Raw genomic sequence first — 25,530 nt, forward strand, 5'->3', positions numbered from 1 at the left:
AAAGTATCATTTTAAATTTTTAGAGATAATAAAAGCTTGAAACGTTTCGTTATAAACCGTATAAAAATGATACATTTGAATACTAAATATTATTAAAATGCGTAAACTTTCCTGGTTCTTTTTATTCCAAATTATCCTTATTTCGACCACGGTTTCGGCACAAAAATCAGCTATTTATACTTACGATTTAAAGGATTTTGACAAAGCACTGGCTTTATATAATGACAAACAATATGCTTCGGCACAACTTATTTTCGAGCATGTAAAAAATACCGAAAACCCTGCGATTACAGAAGAAGTGCAGTCTGACTGTGCTTTTTATATTGCTAATTGCGCTATTAGAACCAACAAAGCAAATGCCGATGCTTTGGTAGAAAAATTCGTAGAAGATTATCCGACAAGCACTAAGCAGAATCAGGCTTATATAGAAGCTGCGCAATATTTCTTTGAACAGGGAAATTATCCAAAAGCGTTAATGTGGTTTGACAAAGTTGACGAAGCTTATATGAGTAAAAATGAAGCTGATAAGTTTAACTTCATGAAAGGTTACAGCTATTTTAATGCTAAAAAGAAAAAAGAAGCAACCAACTATTTTAATAAAGTCGTTAATTCTAAAGAATACGGTTCGCAAGCCAAATATTACTTAGGTTTTATGGCTTATGAAGGCGACGATTATAAAGAAGCAACCAAATATTTTGACGAAGTTTCTGGAGAAGAAAAATACAAAGAAAAGCTTTCGTATTATCAAGCCGATATGAATTTCAAACTTGGGAATTTCCAAAAAGCAATTGATTTAGGTCAGCAGGCGATGGGTAAATCGAATGAAATTGAAAAATCGGAACTGAATAAAATCATTGGAGAAAGTTATTTCAACTTAAAACAATACGGAAAGGCGATTCCGTATTTAGAACAATATGCAGGTAAAAAAGGGAAGTGGAATAACACCGATTTCTACCAATTAGGATATGCCTATTATGAGCAGAAAAACTACGAAAAAGCAATTTCTCAATTTAATAAAATTATTGAAGGAAGGGATTTTGTGGCGCAGAACGCTTACTATCATTTAGGGTTAAGTTATTTAAATTCAGGAAAAAAACAGGAAGCATTAAACGCTTTTAAAAATGCATCAGAAATGGATTTCAACGCGCAGATTCAAGAAGATGCTTCGTTGAATTATGCCAAATTAAGTTACGATATCGGAAACGCATACCAAACCGTTCCTGGAATTTTATTAGATTTCTTAAAAAAATACCCAAACAATTCGAGCAGAGCAGAAGTAGAAAAATTATTGGTTGATTCTTATATTTCGACTAAAAACTACAAAGAAGCTTTAGTTTTATTAGAAAAAAACCGAACTCCAGAAAATAAAGCGGCGTATCAAAAAGTTCTTTTTTACAGAGGTTTAGAATTGTATAATGAATCGAATTATCAGGAAGCTGGTAAAATGTTTAAAAGTGCTATCAGCGAACAAAAAACACCTGAATTTACAGCGCGCGCGACTTTCTGGAAAGCAGAAACAGAATATTTGAACGATGATATGCAGAATGCATTATTAACGTACAAACAATTTGCCGGAATGGCCGCTGCAAAATCTACAGATGAATATAAAAACATCAACTACAATATTGGTTATACGTATTTTAAATTGAAAGAATACGATCAGGCTGCGAATTCATTTCAGGCGCAGATTGATAATTCTCCTTCAGATAAAACGCGTTTAAACGATTCTTATTTAAGATTGGGAGACTGTCGTTTTGTAACTTCAAAATACAGCGCTGCCAACGAAGCGTATGCAAAAGCAATTGCGGCTAAAGGCGTTGATGCCGATTATGCACAGTTCCAAAAAGCACTTTCTTATGGATTTATGTCAAACAATGCTAAGAAAGTAGATGAATTGAATAATTTCATTGCGATGTACAAAAAATCATCTTACCGTGATGATGCTTTGTTCGAGTTAGGGAATACGTATGTGGCAGAAAAGAAAAACGATCAGGCGATAAAGACGTACGATCAGTTGATTTCTGAATTTGGTAACGGAACATTTATTTCAAAAGCAATCTTAAAACAAGGTCTTATTTATTACAATTCAGATCGTGATGCACAGGCTTTAACGAAGTTTAAAAAAGTTGCTGCCGAATTCCCAAAAACGCCGGAAGCTTTAGAAGCTGTTGCAACCGCAAGATTGATTTATGTAGATTCTGGAAAAGTTGACGAATATGCAACTTGGGTTCGTACACTGGATTTTGTTTCGGTTACAGATGCTGAATTGGATAATGATACGTATGATGCTGCTTTCAAGCAATACAGCCAAAACAACAGTAAAGCTGCAATAACTGGTTTTGCAGGTTACGTAAGCAAATTCCCGAACGGATTACACGCATTAGAAGCTAATTTCTATTTGGGTCAGTTAACGTATGCGGATGGATCTGAAACAAAATCTATTGCCAATTATCAATATGTAATCGATCAGCCTAGAAACGAATTTACAGAGCAGGCTTTAAACAGATTGGCTCAGATTTATTTAAAAGCGAAAGACTGTGATAAAGCGATTCCGGTTTTAGTACGTTTAGAAAAAGAAGCCGATTATCCTCAAAATAAAACTTTTGCACAAGCCAATTTGATGAAATGTTATTATGACAAGAAAGATTATGACAATTCGGTTGTTGCTGCAGATAAAGTTTTAGAAAATCCAAAATCAGATGCAGGCGTAAAAGCTGATGCTCAGATTATTGTAGCACGTGCAGCCATGCAGACTGGAAACGAAGATAAAGCGAAAACAGCTTACGCAAAACTGGCGACAACTTCTAAAGGAGAATTAGCAGCAGAAGCATTGTATTATGATGCTTATTTTAAAACTAAAGAAGGAAAATTTGAAGCTTCGAATACAGCTGTTCAAAAGCTGGCAAAAAGCTATTCGGCTTACAAATATTATGGAGCAAAAGGCTTGGTTTTAATGGCGAAAAACTTCTACGGATTAAAAGACAGCTATCAGGCAACTTATATTCTAGACAACGTAATCAACAATTTTACCGATTATCCGGATGTTGTTGAAGAAGCAAAAAGAGAATTAAGTGCAATTAAGATGGAAGAGTCAAAAACGAATTCATCAATTAATAAGTAATAGAGCAAAGAGAATAGAGTATAGAACATAGAATATAGAATGTAGATTTTGACTAGATTGAAAGTCTATTCTCTTAATTCTATTTTCTAATCTCTTAAAAGAAAAAGAAAATAGAGTATAGATGTTGGAGCAAAGATTGAAAGTCTATTCTCTTTATTCTGTTTTCTAATCTCTTAAAAAGAAAAAAATATGAGTTTACCCTTTTATATAGTTGATGTTTTTGCAGATAAAAAATATGCTGGAAATCAGCTGGCGGTTTTTTTAGATGCGCAAAATTTAAGTTCAGAACAAATGCAGCAGATTGCACGCGAAATTAATTTTGCCGAAAGCACATTTGTAACCAAACTAGACACAGATAATAATAAAGCCGAAATAAGAATTTTTACTCCGGCAAATGAAATGCAATTTGCAGGTCATCCGATTATTGGAACTTCTTGGGTTTTGATGAATAAAATATTCGAAAATGCTCCAGAAAAAATAACATTAGAAGTTCCGATTGGACCAATTGCTATTGAGAAAACCGAAGATTTAATTTGGCTAAAAGCCGCACAGCCAAAATTCTGGGATGTTTTTGCAAAAGAAGATTTTCCGTCTTTCAGCAACCTGACAATTGATGATTTTGATAATCAATATTTGATTCAGGAAGTTACAACTGGAAGTGCTTTTGTAATTGTGCCTTTAAACAGTAAAAGAGCTTTAGAGAATTTAGTTTTAGATAAAGATAAAACTGATAAATGGCTGAAAAATCATTGCAAAACAGATCATAGAGGTTTGTATTTCTACAGCTTTGAAGATTCGAAATTGGCAAGCAGAATGTTGTGTGTAGAACATAATCAATTAGTGGAAGATGCAGCAACAGGAAGCGCGAGTACTTGCCTGCAGGCGTATCTTTTAAAATATCATTCGCCGGAAATTGAATTGACGAATCATCAAGGAGATTACATTGGTCGTCCGTCTGAAATTTATTTTAATGGAAAATTATCCAACGATATATTTGATATTAAAATTGGAGGAAAAGCTCAGTTTGTTGCCAAAGGCGAGTGGGAAGCTTAATTGATTTTAGATTTTAGAAAAAAAGAAAAAAGAATATAGAGAATAAAACAAAGAGTTTGAGTAAAAGATTGAGATATAGCAAAAGCCTATATTCTATAATCTTTTCTCTATACTCTCAAATAGAAGAAATATGAAATTAAACTGCCGACATAAAATTATCATTTTGTTAGTATTGTTTGCTGGTCAGTTTTCGTTTTCACAAAAGAAAAACGAAAGTATTGGTACAGAAACCGTAAACGTAGTAAAACCTTATTCGCCAACTATTTCGGATGCTTTTAAAGTAAAAGAAATTCCTTCGCTTGACGACAGCGGTAATCAGCCGAAAGAAACGATTAAATATAGTATTTTGTCGGTTCCAGTTGCGTCGACTTTTACTCCTTCTAAAGGAAAAGCCGAAGGAGTTGAAAAAGCTAAAAAAGAGCGTTTGTTTAATAATTATGCAACGGTAGGAGTTGGAAATTACAGCACTTTGAATGCAGAATTTTTTGTAAACCAAGATTTAGGAAATAATGATTATGTAGCAGGAATGTTTCGTCATCATTCTTCGCAAGGAGGAATTAAAGGTGTAGAATTAAATGACGAATTTTACGATACAGCAATAGATGTCGGTTACGGACAAAATAACCGCGATATGTCTTGGAATGTTGATTTAGGTTATCAAAATCAAATTTATAACTGGTATGGACTTCCTTCAGATTTTGGAGCGACAATTCCGGCTCAGCGTTTTGATTTAGTAAACAGCATTAATCCAGATCATTCTTATAATACTATTTGGCTGGGCGGAAATGCAGAATTTACAGAAAGTATTTTTAGTAATCTTTCTACAAAATTCACCCATTTTTCAGACAGTTATTCTTCATCAGAAAATAGATTTTTTGTAAAACCGACTTTTACGGTTGATGTAATGGATCATGCTATCAAAACTAATGTAATTGTAGATCACGTAAGCGGTTCTTTCAAAAACAATTATTTCCAAGACAATACAGAAGCTTTAAAATATAGTTTTACAAATGTGGGAATTGAACCGAGTTTTGTAATTCATGAAAATGATTGGACTTTAGAATTAGGAGCTGGTCTTTTCTATAGTGCAGATTCTGAAAACAGCGGCAATAAATTTTATTTCTATCCAAAAGTAAACGCTTCGTATAAATTGGTGGGTGATTTAATGATTTTCTATACAGGAGTAAATGGAGGTTTACAACAAAATTCTTATGCCGATTTTGTAACCGAAAATCCGTTTTTGTCACCGACTTTAAACATGCGTCCGTCAAGCACACAATACAATGTTTTTGCAGGTTTAAAGGGGAAATTAGCCAACAATGTCAGCTATAATTTGACAGGTTCTTATTTGAATGAAAAAAATAAAGCGCTATTTAAAGCGAATGATTATACAGAAGTGATAACGAATGAAGATTATGCTTTCGGAAACTCGTTTGGAGTAGTATATGAAGACATTAGAACATTACGTTTTTATGCAGAATTAAAAGCTGATTTTTCGCAAAACGTAACTTTCGGAATCAACGGAACTTTTAATAGTTACAACACTGATAATGTTGTTGAGGCTTGGAATTTACCAACGATGAAATTGAGTTCAACCCTTGATGTTAACTTTACAAAACAATGGTTTGCCGGCGTAAATATTTTTTATGTGGGAGAAAGAAAAGACATGCAGTCGAATTTGGATTTAACGACAGACCCAGCGGTAATAACGCTGAAAAGCTATTTTGATGCTAATGCTCATTTAGGATATAAATTTAGCGACCGTTTAACGTTTTTCTTGAAAGCAAATAATATCGGAAATCAAGCTTATGAAAAATGGCTGAATTATCCTGTTCAAGGTTTCCAAATTTTAGGAGGTGCCAATTATAAATTTGATTTTTAATTCTAAGTTACAAAGATACAAAGCTGCAAAGGCACAAAGATTTTAAGAAAAAAATGTGCCTTTTTTTTTTAAGCCGTGAGTTCATGAATTTTTTGGAGTAGATTCGTGAATTCATGGCTTTTTAAGTTTTAAAAAATTACTAGTAGAGAAGTGCTTTATACAAAGCTTTCTTTGAATAAAAATTTTAATAAAGAAAAAACCTTAGCATCTTTGCAACTTAGAATCTTAGCATCTTTAAAAAATGGAATTTAAGCAAAAAATATACTCACATTATTCACAAATGGTTCAAGACAGAATTGATGTTTTTAAAGACATGATTTCAAACTTGACCGAAGATTCTAAAAACGATGCTAAAGGTTCTGCCGGAGACAAACATGAAACGGCTTTGTCTATGATGCATATAGAACAGGAAAAACTGACGAATAAATTGAAAGAAGCGATTGCTCAAAAAGCAATTTTAGATAAAATTGACGCTTCAAAAACTACAGAAAACATCAGTGTTGGGAGCCTTGTAAAAGCAAACGGAATCTTTTTGTATGTAAGTGTGGCGCTTCCTAAAATTGCCATTGATGGGATAAATGTGATAGCGCTTTCGCCGCAGTCTCCGCTTGGAGCGCATTTAATGGGAAATAAAACAGGGTTTGAGTTTGAGATTAATAAAACGCATTATACTATTGAGAGTGTAGATTAATGTTATGTTCGCCATCAACTTTGTCGAGTTTAAAACTTTGACAAAGATTTCTGAACAATCTTGTCATTCCGACGGAGGAGGAATCTTCGCAAGTTGCTCCACAAAGTAAATCTCCAATCTTTGTTGAGTTTCTCGCGAAGATTCCTCCTCCGTCGGAATGACAAACTGTAATTGTAATCTTAATGGTTGCATAAACCATAATTCTAAACGCACATACCATCATCTCTTTACGAATTTTTCATTCGGACTGAAATAACTCAAAATTTAATTCAAAATATAGAATTAAACTTTAAATTTTTAAGCAGTTTTATACTCAAAATTAAAAATTTCAAGTTTAGAGCTTTTTTAGATGCTTAAATTTTACATTTTATATGTAAAAATAAATTTTATGTTTAAAATTGTAACTGAATTAGTGTTTTGTGTTTTGTAATTGTAACTGTTATTACATCTTTGCCTTATCAAAATAAAATTTACAATTAAAAATATAAAATTATGTGCGGAATCGTATGTGCCTTTGATCTAAAACAAAAAGCCGAAGCTTTAAGACCTCAAGTATTAGAAATGTCTAAAATCATTCGTCACCGTGGACCAGACTGGAGCGGAATTTACAGCAATGATAAAGCAATTCTTTCTCACGAGCGTTTGGCTATTGTTGATCCAGCTTCAGGAAAACAACCTTTATTTACAGAAGATAAAAAATTAGTTTTGGCTGCAAATGGTGAGATTTATAATCACAGAGAGCTGCGCAAACAATTTGAAGGAAAATATAACTTTCAGACAGAAAGTGACTGTGAAGTTATTTTAGCTTTATACAAAGAAAAAGGAGTGAGCTTTGTTGACGAATTAAATGGAATTTTCGGATTTGCGATTTATGATGTTGATAAAGACGAATATTTTGTAGCTCGTGATCATATGGGAATCATTCCGTTGTACATTGGATGGGATCAACACGGAACTTTTTATGTGGCTTCAGAGTTAAAAGCTTTAGAAGGATATTGTACAAAAATCGAATTATTCCCTCCTGGACATTATTTATCAAGTAAAGACGGAGAATTTGTACAATGGTACAAAAGAGACTGGGTTGACTATGATGCAGTTAAGGATAACGAAACAAGTATTCCAGAAATCAAAAAAGCGCTTGAAGCAGCAGTTCACAGACAATTAATGAGTGACGTTCCTTATGGAGTTTTACTTTCAGGAGGTTTAGACTCGTCTATTACTTCGGCTGTAGCCAAAAAATTTGCTCAAAAGCGTATTGAGTCAGATGATACTACAGATGCTTGGTACCCACAATTGCACTCTTTCTCAGTTGGATTAGAAGGTTCTCCAGATTTAGCTGCAGCAAGAAAAGTGGCAGATCATATCGGAACGATTCACCACGAAATTAAATTTACAATCCAAGAAGGTTTAGATGCTGTTCGTGATGTAATTTACAACCTAGAAACCTATGATGTAACTACAGTAAGAGCTTCAACTCCAATGTGGTTAATGGCAAGAGTTATTAAATCAATGGGAATCAAAATGGTACTTTCAGGAGAAGGAGCAGATGAGCTTTTCGGAGGATATTTATATTTCCACAAAGCGCCAAATGCTAGAGAATTCCACGAAGAAAACGTTCGTAAATTAGGAAAACTTCATATGTACGACTGTTTGCGTGCAAACAAGAGTTTAGCCGCTTGGGGAATCGAAGGTCGTGTTCCTTTCTTAGACAAAGAATTTATGGATGTTGCGATGCGCATTAACCCACAAGATAAAATGATCAACAAAGAACATCCGATGGAAAAATGGGTAGTTCGTAAAGCTTTCGAGGACATGCTTCCAGAGAGTGTAGCTTGGAGACAAAAAGAGCAATTTTCTGATGGAGTAGGATACAGCTGGATTGATACTTTGAAAGAAGTAGTAGGAAGAGAAGTTTCGGACGAGCAATTAGCAAACGCAAGATTCAAATTCCCATTGCAGACACCAACTTCAAAAGAAGAATATTACTATCGTTCCATCTTCTCAGAGCATTTCCCAAGTGATGCAGCAGCATTATGTGTGCCGCAAGAAGCGAGTGTAGCTTGTAGTACAAAAATTGCTTTAGAGTGGGATGAAGCATTCAAAAACATGAACGATCCTTCAGGTAGAGCAGTAGCAAGCGTTCATGACGATGCTTATGTAAAAGCGTAATTTTAATTTTAGAATTAGTATATATTGCAGAAAAACGTTCTCTTTGAGGGCGTTTTTCTTGTCTTAGATTGTTAAATTCTGATATTAAACGTGTTTGTAAAATGTGATTGGTAATTATTTAACTTTCTTTTAATATATTTGACATCCCCAAAAAAGATTAATGCACTTATATCTTAGAATTTTAGTAGAAGCAAACGCTAATTAATGCGTATTTTTGCTTTATCTGAAAAATTTTAATGATTTTTTAATGTTCGTTTTGACTGAGAATGAACGGAAGTAAAATAAAAATAGAATATTATGTCTGGATTATTAGCTGTTATTGGAAAAGGAAAAGATCCGAAGCTTGTAAAAGAATTGTCTGAAAGAATGTCGCACCGTGGCCCTGATGAAAGTGATTTTCATATATTGGAAAATGGTGGTGTGCTTTGTCATGAAAGTTTATCCATAATTGATCTTAAGTCCGGAAAACAGCCAATACAAGGAAGTAGTACGGCCTGGATGATCCATGATGGTGAGATTTACAATTACCAGGAACTTAAAAATACAGTTTTAAAAAATCATACTTTTAGAACAGAATCAGATTCAGAAGTAATTGTGCATCTTTATGAAGAATTCGGATATGATTTTTGTAATAAATTAGATGGAGATTTTGCTTTTGTTGTTGTCGATGGAGATAAATATATTGCCGGTCGTGACCCCATTGGTATAAAACCTTTGTATTACGGTTTGGATGAAAGAGGGAGAATTTATTTTTCTTCGGAAATGAAATCCATAGCAGATCAATGTAAATCATTTTCTACTTTTCCTCCAGGGCATTATTATACTGCAAAAACTGGTTTTGTAAAATATTATAAGCCAGAATACGAAGAGGTTAAAAATGCGAATCAAGCTTTAGATTTAGGAGTAATTCGTCAAAGTCTTATTGATGCGACTTCGAAACGTTTATTGGGTAATGTTCCGTTGGGAGTTGTACTTTCAGGCGGGTTAGATACTTCATTAATTTCTTCTATAACTTCTAGATTATTAAAAGAAAAAGGAGAAAAACTGCATTCTTTCTCAATTGGTTTAGATGCAGATTCGCCAGACAATATGTCGGCTAGAAAAGCTGCGGAATTTTTAGGAACAGAGCATCACGAAATTCATTTTTCTGTAGAAGAAGGAGTTCAGATTTTAGAAAAAGTAATTTATCATATTGAAACTTACGATATTATTTCTGTAAGATCAGGCGTTCCGATGTATTTATTATCAAAAGCAATTGCCGATGCAGGAATAAAAGTAATTCTGTCTGGAGAAGGAGCTGATGAAATTTTTGGTGGACATTTATATTTTAGAAATGCGCCATCTGAAGAAGAGTTTCAGGATGAATCTATAGAAAGAGTTCAGAAGTTGTTTACGGCAGATTTATTGCGTGCAGATAAAACGACAATGGCACACGGACTAGAAGTTAGATTTCCGTTTTTAGATACCGATTTTCTGGACACTACAATTCGAATCAAAACAGAAGAAAAACAGCCAAAAACTTATGATGGAATTGAGAAATACATTTTAAGAAAAGCTTTTGATACGACCGAAGATCCATACTTGCCAAAAGAAGTTTTATGGCGTCAGAAAGAACAGTTTTCTGATGGGGTTGGTTACAATTGGGTAGATCAATTGATCGAATATTGTGCAGCTCAAATTACAGACGAACAATTGGCTGGTGCAAGTGCAGAATTCCCATATCTTTCCCCAACAACAAAAGAAGCTTACTTGTACCGCTCAATTTTTCATAAATACTACCCACAGGTCAGCGCCGCGCAAACAGTTCGTAAATGGATTCCAAAATGGCAGGAAAACCTTGATCCGAGTGGAAGAGCAAATGCGGCACACTTAAAAGGGAATTTTGAAAGTGCTAAAAAGGGAGTTACGGCTTAGATTTTAAATTCAAAAAAAATAAATTCAAATTCCATTTTTTGGATATTCATATAATCCGAAATAGTTTTTTAACTGTTTCGGATTTTTGTTTTTAAGTTTTAATTTGAGATTTGATAAGGTTGGAATTTGAAATTTTTGCTGTATTTCTATTTTTAGAATTTGGAATTTATCAAAATTGGAATTTAAAGTAAGCTTTTGAAGTTTTTTTTAGGTTTTTAAGATGATTCTGTTAATAACTTAAGCACTTTAAGTCGTATTTTAATGGGTATATAGAAGGCATTTTTATATATTTGCGTGTTAGACATAAATACATTTATTAGAATAAATTATATGAGCGAAGAAATCAAGAAGAACAATTATTCAGCAGATAGTATTCAGGCATTAGAAGGGATGGAGCACGTAAGAATGCGTCCGTCGATGTATATTGGTGATGTAGGGGTTCGAGGACTGCACCATCTGGTTTACGAGGTTGTTGATAACTCTATTGATGAGGCGATGGGAGGACATTGTGATGCTATTAGTGTTGCAATAAACGAAGATGGTTCGGTTACAGTTGAAGATAACGGTCGTGGTATTCCAGTTGATTTGCATAAAAAAGAAGGAGTTTCTGCACTTGAGGTTGTAATGACTAAAATTGGTGCTGGAGGTAAATTTGATAAAGATTCTTATAAAGTTTCTGGAGGACTTCACGGTGTTGGGGTTTCTGTAGTAAATGCACTTTCGGTTCACATGAAGTCTACTGTTTTTAGAGAAGGAAAAATCTACGAGCAAGAATACGAAAGAGGAAAGTCATTATATCCTGTAAAACAAATTGGGGAAACAGAAAAAAGAGGTACACGCCAGACTTTTTACCCAGACGACACGATTTTTACACAAACTACAGAGTTCTCTTACGATACTTTATCTGCTCGTATGCGTGAGCTTTCTTTCTTGAATAAAGGAATCACAATTACTTTTACAGACAAAAGAGAAGTAGATGAAAAAGGAGAATTCAGAAGTGAAGTTTTTCATTCTACAGAAGGACTAAAAGAATACATCCGTTATTTGGACGGAAATCGTGAGCCAATTGTTTCTCACGTAATCAGTATGGATCACGATAAAGGTGAAATCCCTGTTGAGGTTGCATTAATTTATAATACAAGTTATACAGAGAATATTTTTTCTTATGTAAATAATATCAATACTCACGAAGGAGGAACGCATTTACAAGGTTTTAGAAGTGGTTTGACAAGAACGCTTAAAAAATATGCGGATGCTTCTGGTTTGTTAGACAAATTGAAATTTGAAATTGCTGGAGATGATTTCCGTGAAGGATTAACAGCAATTATTTCTGTAAAAGTTTCAGAACCTCAGTTCGAAGGTCAGACTAAAACTAAACTTGGAAACAGAGAAGTTGTTTCTCCAGTTTCTCAAGCAGTTGGAGAAATGTTAGAGAATTATTTGGAAGAAAATCCAAATGATGCTAAACTGATTATTCAAAAAGTAATTTTAGCAGCCCAAGCACGTCACGCAGCGAAAAAAGCGCGTGAAATGGTACAGCGTAAAACCGTTATGGGGGGCGGTGGATTACCAGGAAAATTATCTGACTGTTCAGAACAAGATCCAGCAAGATGTGAGGTTTACCTTGTCGAGGGAGATTCGGCTGGTGGAACAGCAAAACAAGGGCGTGATCGTAACTTTCAAGCAATTTTACCATTACGAGGTAAGATCTTGAACGTTGAAAAAGCGATGCACCACAAAGTATTCGAAAACGAAGAGATTAGAAATATCTTTACAGCTTTGGGAGTTACAGTGGGAACTGCAGAAGACAGTAAAGCATTAAATCTTGAAAAATTAAGATATCACAAAGTAATCATCATGTGTGATGCCGATGTCGATGGCAGTCACATTTCTACCTTAATATTAACGTTCTTCTTCCGTTTCATGAAAGAGCTTATTGAAGAAGGTCACGTATACATTGCGGCACCACCTTTATACTTGGTTAAAAAAGGACAAAAGAAAGAATACGCTTGGAATGATGTACAACGTGATCAAGCTAACGAAAGAATGGGAGGAAGTGCTGCTATTCAGCGTTATAAAGGTCTTGGAGAGATGAACGCGGAACAGTTGTGGGAAACAACAATGGATCCAAATTTCAGAACATTACGTCAAGTAACTATTGATAGTTTAGCCGAGGCTGATAGAGTTTTCTCTATGTTGATGGGTGATGAAGTACCGCCTCGTAGAGAGTTTATCGAAAAAAATGCAGTTTATGCAAATATTGACGCATAAAATGAAAAATTAATAATTCCAATTCGTTTAATTGTTTAAATTTACTAGACAATTAAACGAATTGTCTTTTTAAAAAATAGACAAAATTAATAACCGATAAAGTAAAAAATATGAAAGTTACCATTGTAGGAGCAGGAAATGTTGGAGCTACGTGTGCGGATGTTATTTCTTATAGAGGAATTGCAAGCGAAGTAGTATTGTTGGATATTAAAGAAGGTTTTGCCGAAGGTAAAGCGTTGGATATTACGCAATGCGCGACAAACACAGGTTTTAATACCAAAGTTTCGGGTGTTACCAACGATTATTCGAAAACTGCTGGAAGTGATGTAGTGGTTATTACATCAGGAATTCCGAGAAAGCCAGGAATGACAAGAGAAGAATTAATAGGGATAAATGCAGGAATTGTAAAAACTGTTGCTGAAAACGTATTAAAATATTCTCCGGATACTATAATTGTGGTGGTTTCAAATCCGATGGATACTATGACGTATTTGGCTTTAAAAGCTACAGGTCTGCCAAAAAACAGAATTATCGGTATGGGAGGTGCATTAGACAGCTCTCGTTTTAGAACTTATCTTTCGTTAGCATTAGATAAACCAGCAAATGATATTTCAGCAATGGTAATTGGAGGTCACGGAGATACAACTATGATTCCGTTGACACGTTTGGCTTCTTATAATGGTATTCCGGTAACGCAATTCCTGTCTGAAGAAGTTTTACAAAAAGTTGCGGCAGATACTATGGTGGGCGGTGCTACACTTACAGGTCTTTTAGGTACATCTGCATGGTATGCTCCAGGAGCTTCTGTAGCATATTTGGTTGATAGTATTTTAAATGATCAAAAGAAAATGATCGCTTGTTCTGTTTTTGTAGAAGGCGAGTACGGACAAAACGATATTTGTATTGGAGTGCCTTGTATAATCGGTAAAAATGGAATTGAGGAAATTGTAGATATTAATTTAAACGACCAGGAAAAGGCGTTATTTGCGAAAAGTGCAGATGCAGTTCGCAGCATGAATGATGCTTTGAAATCGATTTTAGTATAATAAAAACGGAAAAAAAAGAAAAAGGCTGCACTTTTGCAGTCTTTTTTTTGAGATTAATTAATAAATTAATTGGTTAATATTTTCGTTAATTATATATTTGCTCGGTTTAAAAAAAAATTGGTAATTCGTGATCTCGTATTTTTGTTTTAAAAAAACATGTCAGGGCTTATTTTATTGGGACTTTAAAACAAAAACAAAATAAAACATAATTAATTTTTAGTAATAATGCAGAATAAAGGACTTATTAAATTTTTCGCAATTCTATTTGCATTGGTAAGTATTTACCAACTATCATTCACTTTTGTGGCAAATGGTGTCAAAAGTGAAGCTAAAGCTTTTGCAGGAGACAATCCTGATAAGGAGCTGAAATATTTAGATTCTATTGGTAAAGAAAAAGTATTAAACCTTGGTTTTACTGATTTCACTTACAATGAAGTGAAAAACAAACAGCTTAATAAAGGTCTTGACTTAGAAGGAGGAATCAACGTTATTCTTCAAATCTCTGTAAAAGATGTATTAAAAGGTTTGGCTAATAATTCTAAAAATCCAGTTTTTAATAAATCATTAGCTGATGCGACTGCAAATCTAGAAGGAAACAAAACATATTTAAATAAGTTTTTTGAAGCTTTTGAAGCAAATTCAAAAGGTAATGAAAAATTAGCATCTCCAGATATTTTCGCTAACAGAAGTCTTCAAGGTGAAGGTGGAGTTGACTTTCAAATGTCAGATGCTCAAGTTCAAAAAGTAATCAAAAGAAAAGTTGATGAGTCTATCGAAAGTGCTTACAAAGTATTAAGAGAGCGTATCGACAAATTTGGTGTTACACAGCCAAACATCCAAAAATTAGGAGAGACAGGAAGAATCTTAGTAGAACTTCCAGGTGCTAAGGATGTTGATAGAATTAAAAAATTATTAGGTGGAAAAGCTCAATTAGAGTTTTGGGAAACTTACAAAGTTGAAGAAATCGGAAGTTTCTTAGTTCAGGCTAACGAAGCTTTAAAGAAAACTGAAGTTAAAAAAGTTGAAACTAAAACTGTTGCTAAAGATTCTTTGAATGCTTTATTAACAGATTCTAAAGATTCAACTGACGTTAAAAAAGGAAACAATCCTTTATTTGATAAAATGATTACTCAAGGAGGCGGACCAGTTTTAGGTTATTTCGCTCCTAAAGATACAGCTGCAATCAACGCTTATTTCAAAAGACCAGAAATTAGAGTTTTATTAGCTGCAGATCAGCATTATGCAAAATTTGTTTGGAGTAAACCAACAACTTTAAAAGACCCTACAGCTAAAAATCCAGCAAATGCTAAAGAAATTGAAGCAGTTGAATTATATGCTCTAAAAGGAAACAGAGACAATAGCCCAGCAATGAGCGGTGGTGTTGTTACTGATGCAAAAGATACTTTTGACCAAATGGGGAAACCTGCAGTTTCTATGCAGATGAACAGCCAGGGTGCTAAAGTATGGGAAGAGTTAACAGGAAGAGCTTTCTCTCAAAAAGGTTATATTGCTATTGTTTTAGATAACATCGTTTATTCTGCTCCAGGTGTAACAAGTGGTCCTATTGCTGGAGGAAGATCTGAAATTACAGGTTCTTTTGATGTTGCTGAAACTAAAGATTTAGCTAACGTATTAAATGCAGGTAAATTACCAGCTTCTGCAGATATTATTCAATCAACTGTTGTTGGACCATCTTTAGGTCAAGCAGCTATTGATGCAGGTACAATTTCTTCTATCTTAGGATTCTTATTAGTTTGTGCTTGGATGGTATTTTATTATGGTAAAGCTGGTTGGTATGCTAACCTTGCATTATTATTAAACTTACTATTCTTATTCGGAATTATGGCAAGTTTTGGTTTTGTATTGACATTACCAGGTATTGCAGGTATCGTATTAACATTAGGTACAGCGGTAGATGCGAACATTATTATCTACGAAAGAGCAAAAGAGGAATTGCGTGAAGGAAAATCACTTTCTGAGGCTGTTCAAGCTTCTTACGGATGGCATGGTGCAATGCGTTCTATTATTGATGCAAACGTTACTCACGTATTAACTGGAGCAATCTTGTTTATTTTCGGAACAGGACCAATCAAAGGTTTCGCGTTAACATTATTAATCGGTATTGTAACTTCATTGTTTACATCAATCTTTATTGCTAGAATTTTCATTGACAGAAATATCGCTGGAAAAGCAGATTTAACATTCTCTACGAATATTACTAAAAACTGGTTTACAAACTTCCACTTTGATTTCATTAAAGTTAAAAAGTTTACTTATATTTTCTCTTCTATCGTTACTGTAGTAAGTTTAGTTTCTATCTTCTTTGTTAACGGATTAGATGAAGGTGTTGATTTTGTTGGAGGTAGAACATTCCAAGTTAAATTCGAAAAACCAATCGATGCAACTGTAGTTTCAGATGAATTGTCAGCTGCTTTTGGTACACCAGTTGAGGCTAAAATTTTAGGAGATGATGATCAATTGAAAATCACTACTAAATATAAAATTAAAGAAGATGGTGTTGCTATCGATGAGGAAGTAAACCAAAAATTATACAAAGCTTTACAGAAATATTTCCCAACAACAACTTACGATAAATTTATCAACTCATTTGATGGTAAAAAAGTAGGTGTTTTACAAGCTTCTAAAGTTGGTGCTTCTATTTCTGAAGATATCAAAACTAACTCTTACTGGGCAGTTTTAGGTGCAATGGCAGTTATCTTCTTATACTTAATGATCTCTTTCCGTAAATGGCAGTATTCATTAGGTGCGATTGCTGCAGTAGCGCACGACGTTGTTTTCGTATTAGGAATCTACTCTTTATGTTATAAATTCATGCCATTCCACATGGAGATGGATCAGCACTTTATCGCTGCGATTCTTACTGTAATTGGTTACTCTATGAACGATACAGTAATTGTATTTGACAGGGTAAGAGAATTTATCATCGGAAACCGTAAAGGAAGTTTTGAAGATATCGTAAACGCTTCTATTAATACTACATTATCAAGAACGTTGAATACTTCATTAATGATGATCATTGTATTATTGACGATGTTTATCTTCGGTGGAGAATCTATCAGAGGATTTATCTTTGCAATGTTAATTGGTATTATCGTTGGTACTTATTCGTCATTATTTATCGCTACACCAGTATTGGTTGACACGATTTCAAAAGACGAAAAACACACAATTGAAGACAAACATAATAAAGCTTAATTTTTAAGTTTTTATATATCAAAAAGATCCAGTGAAAGCTGGATCTTTTTTTTATGTTTGTATGGAAGATTCAAAAGTTATTTTATGACTAAAAAACTATTATTGGTTTCTGCTTTTCTTTTTGTCTGCATGTCTGCGAATGCACAGCAAGCGGATAAAAAATATAGAATAGGTTTGTCGTATGGATTTGGAAGTGAATTCAATAATAAAGATTATACTTTTGAAAATCATTTTTATAAAGCACAATTGTATTATTTGATAAAAGAAACAAAGCATTTTCAATATCAAATTCTAATACAGCCCGAAATTAATTTTGCAAAGCATCAATTGTTGAATTTGTATTTTGTAAAGCCTGAAACTCACGATTTTGAGCAGAAAAGAGAAGAATATACTAAACTGAAAAATATTCATGAATATGTTATGAATGTAGGCTTTGTAGTTCGAAAACCAATAGGTAAAATATACTCATGTTATTTTTTGGGAAGTATCGGCCCAATGATTACCGATACAGAAACAGAAAGAATGTCTAAAGGATTTGCTTTCGCAGATGTTTTAGCTTTGGGTTTTTCAGCAAACGTCAAAGCATTTCAGTTTGATATTAGGCCAAGCTTACGGCATGTTTCTAATGCAGGATTAGGAAGCAGTAATGCAGGTTATAATACGAAGAATATCGAATTTGGTATTTCGTATCAGCTTTAAATAAAAAGCGCCCAATATTCTAAATATTGGGCGCTTTTTTATTTTAAGTATATTGTATTTTGTTTTATGATTGAGCTAAAGGATTTCTCTGTGCTCTTATGATAAAGAAAAGTCCAATAATGATAAATGGAATACTCAGCCATTGTCCAGTTGAAAATAAACCTAATTCTTGTTCGATTCCTCCTTGGCTTTCTTTTACAAATTCAACAATAAAACGAACTACAAATAAAAGAACTAAAAACAAGCCAAATAAAAGCCCAGATTTAAGTCTGGCATTTGTTCTCCAGTAAAGGAAAAATAAGATTGCAAAAACAAAAATATAGCAGAATGCTTCGTATAATTGAGTTGGATGTTTTGCTGGAACTTGAGCTAATAAATCGGCAAATTTAGGATTTGTTGCTATAGCATTGTAAGCTTCTTTTGGATCTGCGATTTGAGTCGCGTTTACCGCTTCGGCTTTGCTGAATTTATCATGTAAAAAACGGATTCCGAAAGCAGATGTAGTTTCGTGTCCGATAATTTCTGAATTGAAGAAATTTCCTAAACGAACAAAAATAGCACCGCTCGCAACTGGAATTACAACACGGTCAAGAATCCATAAAAGAGGTTTTTTTAGGATTCTTCTGCTGTAATAATACATCGCAATGATAATTGAGATTGCAGCACCATGACTAGCTAATCCTTGAAATCCTGTAAACTGAAATTCAGGTTCAAATTTAAACGGAAGGAAGATCTCCAATAAATGATTTCTAAAGTATTCCCAGTCATAAAACAAAACATGTCCTAAACGGGCGCCTATTAAAGTTGCTAAAACTGTCCAAACAAATAAAGAATCAAGTTTTTCAAGTGGTTCGTTTTCACGTTCGAAGATCTTTTTCATCAAGAACCAGCCTAATCCAAAAGCAATTACGAACATTAAACTGTAATAACGAATCATAAAAAAACCTAAATTGATTCCTTCTGAAGGATTCCAAACAAAATTTAAGGCGTGTGTCATATAAAATATGTTTTGTATCTGTTGTAAAAATAAATATTTAATTAAGGCTCGTCTTTATAGAAAGTTAATGTTTGTGTGAACATTTTTTTTCAGGAACTGGATCATAACCTGTTCTTCCCCAGGGATGGCAGCTTAAAATACGCTTGATTCCTAAATAACCTCCATAAAATAAACCATGTATTTGTAAAGCCTGAATCATGTAAGTCGAACATGTTGGTTCAAATCTGCAAGACGCCGGTGTGAATGGAGATATTGCAGTTTGATAAAAACGTACCAAAAGCACAAACGGATATATTAGAATTTTAGATAACATATTTATCAATAATTACTGTATAATGGCTGTACTTTATATTAGTTGTTTTTGTGACAACTTTGTTACATCCAAATTTATTAGATGCTGAAAGATGTTCCTTCTTTTCCGTCTTTTAACTGAATTCCAAGTGCAATTAATTGATCACGAATTTGATCAGACAGCGCAAAGTTTTTATCTGCACGCGCCTGATTTCTCATTGCAATCAGCATGTTTACAGCGCCTTCTAATTTGTCTGTATTAACATCTGCAGCTTTTTCGTCTTTTAATCCTAAAACATCAAAAACAAATGCATTGACAGCTGTTTTAAATGCTGCTAAATCGGATTGCGATATTGTTTCTTTTCCTTCTTTTAGTAAATTAATGTAACGAACGGCTTCAAATAACTGCGCAATTAAAATTGGCGTGTTAAAGTCGTCGTTCATGGCATCGTAGCAAAGTTGTTTCCATGATGCAAAATCAATAGAACTTGTATTTCCAGAAGTAAGATTTGGTAAAGCATCAACAGCTTCCATTAACCTTTTATATCCTTTTTCGGCAGCAACAATGGCATCATCAGAAAAATCTAAAATACTTCTGTAGTGAGCCTGAAGCATAAAGAAACGAGTTACTGAAGCAGAAAATGGTTTGCTTAAGATATTGTTGTCTCCGCTAAGAATCTCGCCTGGTAAAATATTATTTCCAGTCGATTTTGCCATTTTTTTACCGTTTAAAGTAAGCATGTTGGCGTGCATCCAGTAATTTACCGGAGATTGTCCTGTGCAAGCTTCGTTTTGTGCGATTTCACATTCGTGGTGTGGGAATTTCAAATCCATTCCACCTCCATGAATGTCGAAATGAGTTCCAAGATATTTGGTGCTCATTGCAGTACACTCTAAATGCCATCCTGGGAAACCATCGCTCCAAGGAGAAGGCCATCTCATAATGTGTTCTGGTTCTGCTTTTTTCCAAAGTGCAAAATCCTGCGGATTTTTCTTGTCAGATTGCCCGTCTAGATCACGAGTATTAGCAAGCATATCGTCAATATTTCTGCCGCTTAGAATACCGTAATTTTTAGTTTCGTTATATTTTACAACATCAAAATAAACAGAACCGTTGGCTTCATAACCAATTCCGGTATCAATGATTTTTTTGATGATTTCGATTTGTTCAATAATATGACCCGTAGCTGTTGGTTCAATACTTGGCGGTAAAAAGTTGAATGATTTCAAAATATCATGAAAATCAACCGTATAGCGCTGTACAACCTCCATTGGTTCCAATTGCTCCAAACGTGCTTTTTTTGCGATTTTATCTTCGCCTTCATCAACATCATCCACAATATGTCCAACGTCAGTTATATTACGAACGTAACGTACTTTATAATCCAAATGCAGAAAATACCTGAAAATCACGTCAAAAGACATAAAAGTTCTCACATTTCCTAAGTGTACATTACTGTAAACCGTAGGTCCGCAAACATACATTCCAACATTTCCTTCATGGATTGGTTTGAAATCTTCTTTTTCACCCGAAAGCGAATTGTATATTTTTAGCGATTGTGTGTTATATAACGGCATATTATATGTTTGTTGTATGATGTTTTAGTTTGTTGTTATTTGAGTTTTAATTCTTTGATATCGCATAGTTAGATAGTTCAGATGGTACTAATATTGTTTTTTGCCATTAGAACAATAAACAATCAACCAAAAACAATAAACTTAAAATTGAGTATCTAATTTAATATAATCTAAGAATTCTCTTTTTGTTTGCGGTTCTTTAAATTTTCCACCAAATTCAGACGTTACCGTACTGCTTTCGATATCTTTAATACCGCGCGAATTTACGCAAAGGTGTTTAGCGTCAATAACGCAGGCAACATCTTCTGTACCTAAAGCTTTTTGCAATTCCTGAACAATCTGCATCGTTAAACGCTCTTGAACCTGAGGTCTTTTTGCATAATATTCAACAATACGGTTCATTTTGGATAAACCGATAACTCTTCCACTTGAGATGTAAGCAACGTGAGCGCGTCCGATAATTGGAAGTAAATGGTGTTCGCAAGTAGAATAAACAGTAATGTTTTTTTCTACCAGCATTTCGCCATATTTATAATTGTTGTCGAAAGTGGAAGCTTTTGGCTGTTTTGCAGGGTTAAGACCGCCAAAAATTTCTTTTACAAACATTTTTGCAACACGGTTTGGAGTACCTTTTATGCTGTCATCTGTCAAATCCATTCCTAGAGTCTGCAGAATGTTTTCGACATCTTTTTTAATTTTTTCTATTTTTTCTTCATCAGTTAAAGCAAAAGCATCTTCTCTAAGAGGATTTTTAGCATTACTGCTGAAATGATTATCTCCTATTTCGTCTAAAAATTCTTCGTTGTTTATCATTAAAAACTACTATTAGTATATGTATTCCTTTTTAAGGCGGTAAAGATAATTAATAAATAGGAAACCTTTTCTATCGTTTTTACTATTTAATTACTGCTTTTTGGATATAATTTAAATTAACACCTTTTTGCTGAAGTTTTGTTTGTTGATGTTATTAATTAAAAAAAATAGAGTAGGTCTTTAAAAAATCAATTGAAAAATCTGCAAAGGCAAATTTGAGGGCATCTGTATTTTGTCCAGGATGAAATTTTTGTAGAAATTGGTATTTTGTTATTTCGCTTTCAGGCTTTGTAAAGCCGTAATTATAGGCAGTGGCATAAAATCTGATTTTGTCCTGTGTTGTTTTAAAATTCATATTTTGATATTTATATTCAGAGACAAACCAAAATACTTTTAAATACCGCAATTGCCAGCGAAAATCCCCTAGACGATTTATTCTTTCTTTTCGTGTTTCCTTTTCATTTTTTTTGGAAATAATAATCCATTGATAGTCTTTTAAACTTTCGGTCGCAGCAACATAATTCTCTAAATCTTCTAAAAATGAAGGCTTCATCTGAAAATAACCTGTTGAAAAATCAGATGCTTCTTTTCCTTTATTGACATATAAGATTCTGTTAGAAGAGGTTTCCAGATAATCTGAGTAAGAATTGTAACGAAGGATTTCTGGAAAAGCAATAGATAAAATTTGTGCTTTTTCGTTTTGGAGGAGCTCTAAGTCTATAAATTTCTTTTTCTTTTTTAATAATGAAAAAGCACGGTTTATTTCTTTTCGATAATATTCTATGTTTTCGTTTTTTTGAAGAAAAACATATTCGATTTTAAAGATATTCTTTACATCGCTGCTTATTTTATTATTAGCAGATGTGGAAATAATAAAGAAACATGATATCGCAATTATTTTTTTCATGTCAGAAGTCTTTAAAACTACTGCTAAATTACTAAGAACTAATTTGATATCAAGATTGTTTTGCAAATACAAAGCATAAAAAAAATCTGTTTCAACAAATAAGTTGAAACAGATTTTAGAATAATTCAGTTAATTTTTATCTTTTGTTATAAACTAAAAGAGCTTCTTTTAAAATATTTACGGCAGTAATTAAATCTTTTTTATTCAAAACATACGCAATACGAACCTGATTCAATCCCATTCCTGGAGTCGAATAAAATCCTTTTGCTGGTGCGATCATTACTGTTTCTCCGTTAAGGTTATAACTTTCTAAAAGCCATTGTGCAAAATCGTCAGAATCTTCTATTGGAAGTTCTGCAATACAATAAAAAGCACCTTTTGGTTTTGTAACGATAACTCCGTCAATTTTATTTAATTCGGCAATCAAAGTATCACGTCTTTCTTTGTATTCTCCAATTACTTCGTCAAAATAACTTTGAGGTGTATCAATAGCAGCTTCGCACGCAATTTGTTCAATTGTCGGCGGACTCAAACGTGCTTGAGCAAATTTCATTACAGTTGCTAAAACCTCTTTGTTTTTAGTAACTAAACAGCCAATTCGTGCACCGCACATACTGTAACGCTTAGAAACAGAATCAACCATAATAACATTTTGCTGTACATCTTCTAAATTCATTACAGAAAAATGCACATCATCTCCGTCATATAGAAATTCACGATAAACTTCGTCAGCGATTAAGTATAAATCGTGTTTTTTAATTAAAGAAGCCAATTGTTTAATCTCGGCTTCAGAATATAAATAACCAGTTGGATTTCCAGGGTTGCAAATCAAAATGGCTTTGGTTTTTGGTGTTATTAGTTTTTCAACTTCATCAATGCTTGGCAATGCAAAAGCAGTTTCAATAGTCGAAACTAAAGGTACAACAGTGGCACTTGTAGAAGAAGCAAACGCATGGTAATTAGCATAAAAAGGTTCCGGGATAATGATTTCGTCTCCAGGATCTGTAATTGTGGCCAGTGCAAAAAGTAAGGCTTCAGAGCCACCAGTAGTTACAATGATGTCTTCTGTGTTAACATTTACATTTTGGCGCTGGTAAAAATGAGCTAATTTTTTTCTATAGCTTTCATATCCGGCAGACGGACTGTATTCTATAATACTCAAATCAATATTTTTTACCGCCTCGATGGCCACTTCCGGTGTCTTGATATCCGGTTGACCAATGTTTAAGTGATACACCTTGTGTCCCTTTTGCTTTGCTAAATCTGCAAAAGGTGCCAGCTTGCGTATCGGTGATTCAGGCATGTTTTTGCCTTTGAGTGAAATTGTTGGCATGAGTATAAATTATTGAGGTGCAAATTTGCATTTTTTTTTCGAATTTAACGAAAACAATATGAGTACTTAGAGAAATGTAACAATAATAAATATATTTACTAATTTTATAATAAAATATTGTCAATGAAAAAATATATACTCTTGTTTTTTGGGTTATTCTTACCTTTTTTGCTTTTTTCGCAAGGCGATTTTATGATGGAAAAGAAGCATTCTAAAGTTGTAATCCCTTTTAAAATGATAAACAACCTTGTTTTTATTCCTATAAAAGTCAATGGCGTTGAGCTTAATTTTCTTTTAGATTCTGGTGTAGAAGAAACAATTTTGTTTAGTATGGAAGAAAAACAAGAGGTAACTTTTAATAACGTAGAGAAAATCCGTTTAAGAGGTTTGGGAAGCGAAGAAGAAGTAGAAGGACTTAAATCAACCAACAATATTTTAGAAACTCATGGATTAAAATCAATGGGGCATTTGGTTTACATTATTTTAGATCAAAGTTTTAATTTGTCTTCTCATATCGGAATTCCGGTAAACGGAATCGTCGGTCATAAATTTTTTCGAAACAATCTGGTAGAAGTCAATTATCAAAAGAAAAAAATAACTGTTCATGCCGATACGGAGGCTTTTAGAAAGAAATTGGAAAAAAAATTTAAAGCCGTTCCGATCACCATCGAAAGATCAAAACCTTATATTACTTCAACAGCAGTTGTCGATTCTGTTAGCCTTCCTGCAAAATTATTAATTGATATTGGTAACAGTGATGCTTTTTGGATTTTTGAAAACGATAAAATTAAACTTCCAAAAAAGAATTTTCCTGATTTTCTAGGAAAAGGTTTTAGTGGTGATATTGAAGGACATCGTGCTAAAATCAGTAAATTTTCTATTGGTGAATTTGATTTTAAAAAACCAATCGTGGCTTTTCCAGATTCTAGTTCTATTCGCAATGTTAAGATGGTTCCAGGACGTCTAGGATCAGTAGGAGGGGAGGTTTTAAAGCGGTTTACATTGGTTTTGGATTACGCTGGAAAAACACTTTATCTCCGTAAAAATAGTCATTATGGCGAACCTTTTACTTATAACAAAAGCGGTATAACCATACAACACAATGGTTTACAGTGGGTACAGGAAACGGTTAGGATGGAAACTGTTCAAGTTGCAAATTCGTTGAGCGATGCTGCTTACAATGAAAAAGATAATAACAATTTCAAATATAAATTTGCATTAAAACCAGTTTATGAGATTGTAAACATTCGAAAAAACTCTGCCGCCGAAAAATGCGGTTTAAAACCCGGAGACATGATTGTGAGTATTAATCGAGAACGTCCATACAGATATTCGCTGCAGCAAATCAATCAAATGTTGAAATCTGAAGACGATGTTTATATCACTTTGGAAGTCGAACGAAATAGTTTGATACTAAAATTCAGATTTAAATTACAAGACGAATTGTAATCGATTGTTAGTTAGTGCTTTTGTTTTTGTAGTAAACACAGCGATTGTTTATTTTTTTAGACTTTAAGGTGTTTTTTTGTGAAAAAATTCATGCATTTGG

18 protein-coding genes are annotated in these 25,530 nt (G+C 33.6%); 11 read left to right on the forward strand and 7 right to left on the reverse strand.

Annotation, left to right across the window (positions count from 1 at the left end; genetic code table 11):
- Nucleotides 1-97: 97 nt before the first annotated feature.
- The 4 genes from ACFSC2_RS10350 (at nucleotide 98) to ACFSC2_RS10365 (ending at nucleotide 6,747) form a co-directional block, all read left to right on the forward strand.
- Entirely contained in the window at nucleotides 98-3,121 is a 3,024-nt protein-coding gene (locus ACFSC2_RS10350) for a tetratricopeptide repeat protein (protein ID WP_379814056.1), read from the forward strand.
- Between the two features lie 189 nt (nucleotides 3,122-3,310).
- Nucleotides 3,311-4,174: a PhzF family phenazine biosynthesis protein gene (locus ACFSC2_RS10355; RefSeq protein ID WP_379814055.1), complete on the forward strand. Its 864-nt coding sequence runs from the start codon at nucleotides 3,311-3,313 to the stop codon at nucleotides 4,172-4,174.
- 130 nt (nucleotides 4,175-4,304) lie between these two features.
- Nucleotides 4,305-6,056, forward strand: a complete 1,752-nt coding sequence (locus tag ACFSC2_RS10360) for a TonB-dependent receptor (RefSeq protein WP_379814054.1) — start codon at nucleotides 4,305-4,307, stop codon at nucleotides 6,054-6,056.
- Nucleotides 6,057-6,297: 241 nt separating this feature from the next.
- Nucleotides 6,298-6,747 (forward strand): hypothetical protein, encoded by a 450-nt coding sequence (locus ACFSC2_RS10365; protein ID WP_379814053.1) that lies wholly within the window; start codon nucleotides 6,298-6,300, stop codon nucleotides 6,745-6,747.
- Here the strand turns inward: ACFSC2_RS10365 and ACFSC2_RS10370 are convergent.
- Nucleotides 6,728-6,970, reverse strand: coding sequence for a hypothetical protein (locus tag ACFSC2_RS10370; RefSeq protein WP_379814052.1), 243 nt, complete (start codon nucleotides 6,968-6,970; stop codon nucleotides 6,728-6,730). The two genes, ACFSC2_RS10365 and ACFSC2_RS10370, sit on opposite strands and share 20 nt — an antisense overlap.
- Before the next feature lie 269 nt (nucleotides 6,971-7,239).
- Here ACFSC2_RS10370 and asnB (ACFSC2_RS10375) point away from each other — a divergent pair, with 269 nt between their 5' ends.
- From asnB (ACFSC2_RS10375) to ACFSC2_RS10400, 6 genes are all read left to right on the forward strand, one after another.
- Nucleotides 7,240-8,916 (forward strand): asparagine synthase B, encoded by a 1,677-nt coding sequence (asnB, locus tag ACFSC2_RS10375; RefSeq protein ID WP_379814051.1) that lies wholly within the window; start codon nucleotides 7,240-7,242, stop codon nucleotides 8,914-8,916.
- A gap of 297 nt (nucleotides 8,917-9,213) precedes the next feature.
- Nucleotides 9,214-10,830, forward strand: coding sequence for an asparagine synthase B (asnB, locus tag ACFSC2_RS10380; protein ID WP_379814050.1), 1,617 nt, complete (start codon nucleotides 9,214-9,216; stop codon nucleotides 10,828-10,830).
- 330 nt (nucleotides 10,831-11,160) lie between these two features.
- The gene (gyrB, locus tag ACFSC2_RS10385; protein WP_379814049.1) at nucleotides 11,161-13,101 is read left to right on the forward strand and encodes a DNA topoisomerase (ATP-hydrolyzing) subunit B; all 1,941 of its coding nucleotides are present in this window, start codon (nucleotides 11,161-11,163) and stop codon (nucleotides 13,099-13,101) included.
- A gap of 110 nt (nucleotides 13,102-13,211) precedes the next feature.
- Nucleotides 13,212-14,147, forward strand: a complete 936-nt coding sequence (gene mdh / locus ACFSC2_RS10390) for a malate dehydrogenase (RefSeq protein WP_379814048.1) — start codon at nucleotides 13,212-13,214, stop codon at nucleotides 14,145-14,147.
- A 225-nt stretch (nucleotides 14,148-14,372) separates the two neighbouring features.
- Nucleotides 14,373-17,363 (forward strand): protein translocase subunit SecDF, encoded by a 2,991-nt coding sequence (secDF, locus tag ACFSC2_RS10395; protein ID WP_379814047.1) that lies wholly within the window; start codon nucleotides 14,373-14,375, stop codon nucleotides 17,361-17,363.
- Nucleotides 17,364-17,447: 84 nt separating this feature from the next.
- The gene (locus ACFSC2_RS10400) at nucleotides 17,448-18,062 is read left to right on the forward strand and encodes an acyloxyacyl hydrolase (RefSeq protein ID WP_379814046.1); all 615 of its coding nucleotides are present in this window, start codon (nucleotides 17,448-17,450) and stop codon (nucleotides 18,060-18,062) included.
- Between the two features lie 64 nt (nucleotides 18,063-18,126).
- Here ACFSC2_RS10400 and lgt read toward each other — a convergent pair whose 3' ends face one another.
- The 6 genes from lgt to ACFSC2_RS10430 form a co-directional block, all read right to left on the reverse strand.
- Nucleotides 18,127-19,059: a prolipoprotein diacylglyceryl transferase gene (lgt, locus tag ACFSC2_RS10405; protein WP_379814045.1), complete on the reverse strand. Its 933-nt coding sequence runs from the start codon at nucleotides 19,057-19,059 to the stop codon at nucleotides 18,127-18,129.
- A 64-nt stretch (nucleotides 19,060-19,123) separates the two neighbouring features.
- Entirely contained in the window at nucleotides 19,124-19,372 is a 249-nt protein-coding gene (gene yidD / locus ACFSC2_RS10410; RefSeq protein ID WP_193844708.1) for a membrane protein insertion efficiency factor YidD, read from the reverse strand.
- A 77-nt stretch (nucleotides 19,373-19,449) separates the two neighbouring features.
- Nucleotides 19,450-20,928, reverse strand: coding sequence for a cysteine--tRNA ligase (cysS, locus tag ACFSC2_RS10415; RefSeq protein ID WP_379814044.1), 1,479 nt, complete (start codon nucleotides 20,926-20,928; stop codon nucleotides 19,450-19,452).
- A 141-nt stretch (nucleotides 20,929-21,069) separates the two neighbouring features.
- Complete coding sequence (gene folE / locus ACFSC2_RS10420; RefSeq protein WP_379814043.1) at nucleotides 21,070-21,741, reverse strand: GTP cyclohydrolase I FolE; 672 nt, start codon at nucleotides 21,739-21,741, stop codon at nucleotides 21,070-21,072.
- A gap of 154 nt (nucleotides 21,742-21,895) precedes the next feature.
- Entirely contained in the window at nucleotides 21,896-22,648 is a 753-nt protein-coding gene (locus ACFSC2_RS10425) for a hypothetical protein (protein ID WP_379814042.1), read from the reverse strand.
- A 136-nt stretch (nucleotides 22,649-22,784) separates the two neighbouring features.
- The gene (locus ACFSC2_RS10430; RefSeq protein ID WP_379814040.1) at nucleotides 22,785-23,981 is read right to left on the reverse strand and encodes a pyridoxal phosphate-dependent aminotransferase; all 1,197 of its coding nucleotides are present in this window, start codon (nucleotides 23,979-23,981) and stop codon (nucleotides 22,785-22,787) included.
- Between the two features lie 234 nt (nucleotides 23,982-24,215).
- Between ACFSC2_RS10430 and ACFSC2_RS10435 the strand changes: the two genes are divergently transcribed.
- Nucleotides 24,216-25,430 carry a PDZ domain-containing protein gene (locus ACFSC2_RS10435; RefSeq protein WP_379818632.1) on the forward strand — a complete coding sequence of 405 codons (1,215 nt, stop codon included), beginning with the start codon at nucleotides 24,216-24,218 and terminating at the stop codon, nucleotides 25,428-25,430.
- Nucleotides 25,431-25,530 lie beyond the last annotated feature (100 nt).

It is taken from the genome of Flavobacterium artemisiae (assembly GCF_042678225.1).
GTDB classification, from domain to species: domain Bacteria; phylum Bacteroidota; class Bacteroidia; order Flavobacteriales; family Flavobacteriaceae; genus Flavobacterium; species Flavobacterium artemisiae.

Excerpts from the sequence above, each read along its gene's own strand:
- ACFSC2_RS10425 (WP_379814042.1), bottom strand. The coding sequence starts at position 22,648 with ATGAAAAAAATAATTGCGATATCATGTTTCTTTATTATTTCCACATCT.
- ACFSC2_RS10430 (WP_379814040.1), bottom strand. The coding sequence starts at position 23,981 with ATGCCAACAATTTCACTCAAAGGCAAAAACATGCCTGAATCACCGATA.
- asnB (WP_379814051.1), top strand. The coding sequence starts at position 7,240 with ATGTGCGGAATCGTATGTGCCTTTGATCTAAAACAAAAAGCCGAAGCT.
- ACFSC2_RS10360 (WP_379814054.1), top strand. The coding sequence starts at position 4,305 with ATGAAATTAAACTGCCGACATAAAATTATCATTTTGTTAGTATTGTTT.
- gyrB (WP_379814049.1), top strand. The coding sequence starts at position 11,161 with ATGAGCGAAGAAATCAAGAAGAACAATTATTCAGCAGATAGTATTCAG.
- ACFSC2_RS10370 (WP_379814052.1), bottom strand. The coding sequence starts at position 6,970 with ATGATGGTATGTGCGTTTAGAATTATGGTTTATGCAACCATTAAGATT.
- ACFSC2_RS10400 (WP_379814046.1), top strand. The coding sequence starts at position 17,448 with ATGACTAAAAAACTATTATTGGTTTCTGCTTTTCTTTTTGTCTGCATG.
- secDF (WP_379814047.1), top strand. The coding sequence starts at position 14,373 with ATGCAGAATAAAGGACTTATTAAATTTTTCGCAATTCTATTTGCATTG.
- ACFSC2_RS10355 (WP_379814055.1), top strand. The coding sequence starts at position 3,311 with ATGAGTTTACCCTTTTATATAGTTGATGTTTTTGCAGATAAAAAATAT.
- yidD (WP_193844708.1), bottom strand. The coding sequence starts at position 19,372 with ATGTTATCTAAAATTCTAATATATCCGTTTGTGCTTTTGGTACGTTTT.
- ACFSC2_RS10350 (WP_379814056.1), top strand. The coding sequence starts at position 98 with ATGCGTAAACTTTCCTGGTTCTTTTTATTCCAAATTATCCTTATTTCG.
- folE (WP_379814043.1), bottom strand. The coding sequence starts at position 21,741 with ATGATAAACAACGAAGAATTTTTAGACGAAATAGGAGATAATCATTTC.
- ACFSC2_RS10435 (WP_379818632.1), top strand. The coding sequence starts at position 24,216 with ATGATAAACAACCTTGTTTTTATTCCTATAAAAGTCAATGGCGTTGAG.
- lgt (WP_379814045.1), bottom strand. The coding sequence starts at position 19,059 with ATGACACACGCCTTAAATTTTGTTTGGAATCCTTCAGAAGGAATCAAT.
- mdh (WP_379814048.1), top strand. The coding sequence starts at position 13,212 with ATGAAAGTTACCATTGTAGGAGCAGGAAATGTTGGAGCTACGTGTGCG.
- ACFSC2_RS10365 (WP_379814053.1), top strand. The coding sequence starts at position 6,298 with ATGGAATTTAAGCAAAAAATATACTCACATTATTCACAAATGGTTCAA.
- cysS (WP_379814044.1), bottom strand. The coding sequence starts at position 20,928 with ATGCCGTTATATAACACACAATCGCTAAAAATATACAATTCGCTTTCG.
- asnB (WP_379814050.1), top strand. The coding sequence starts at position 9,214 with ATGTCTGGATTATTAGCTGTTATTGGAAAAGGAAAAGATCCGAAGCTT.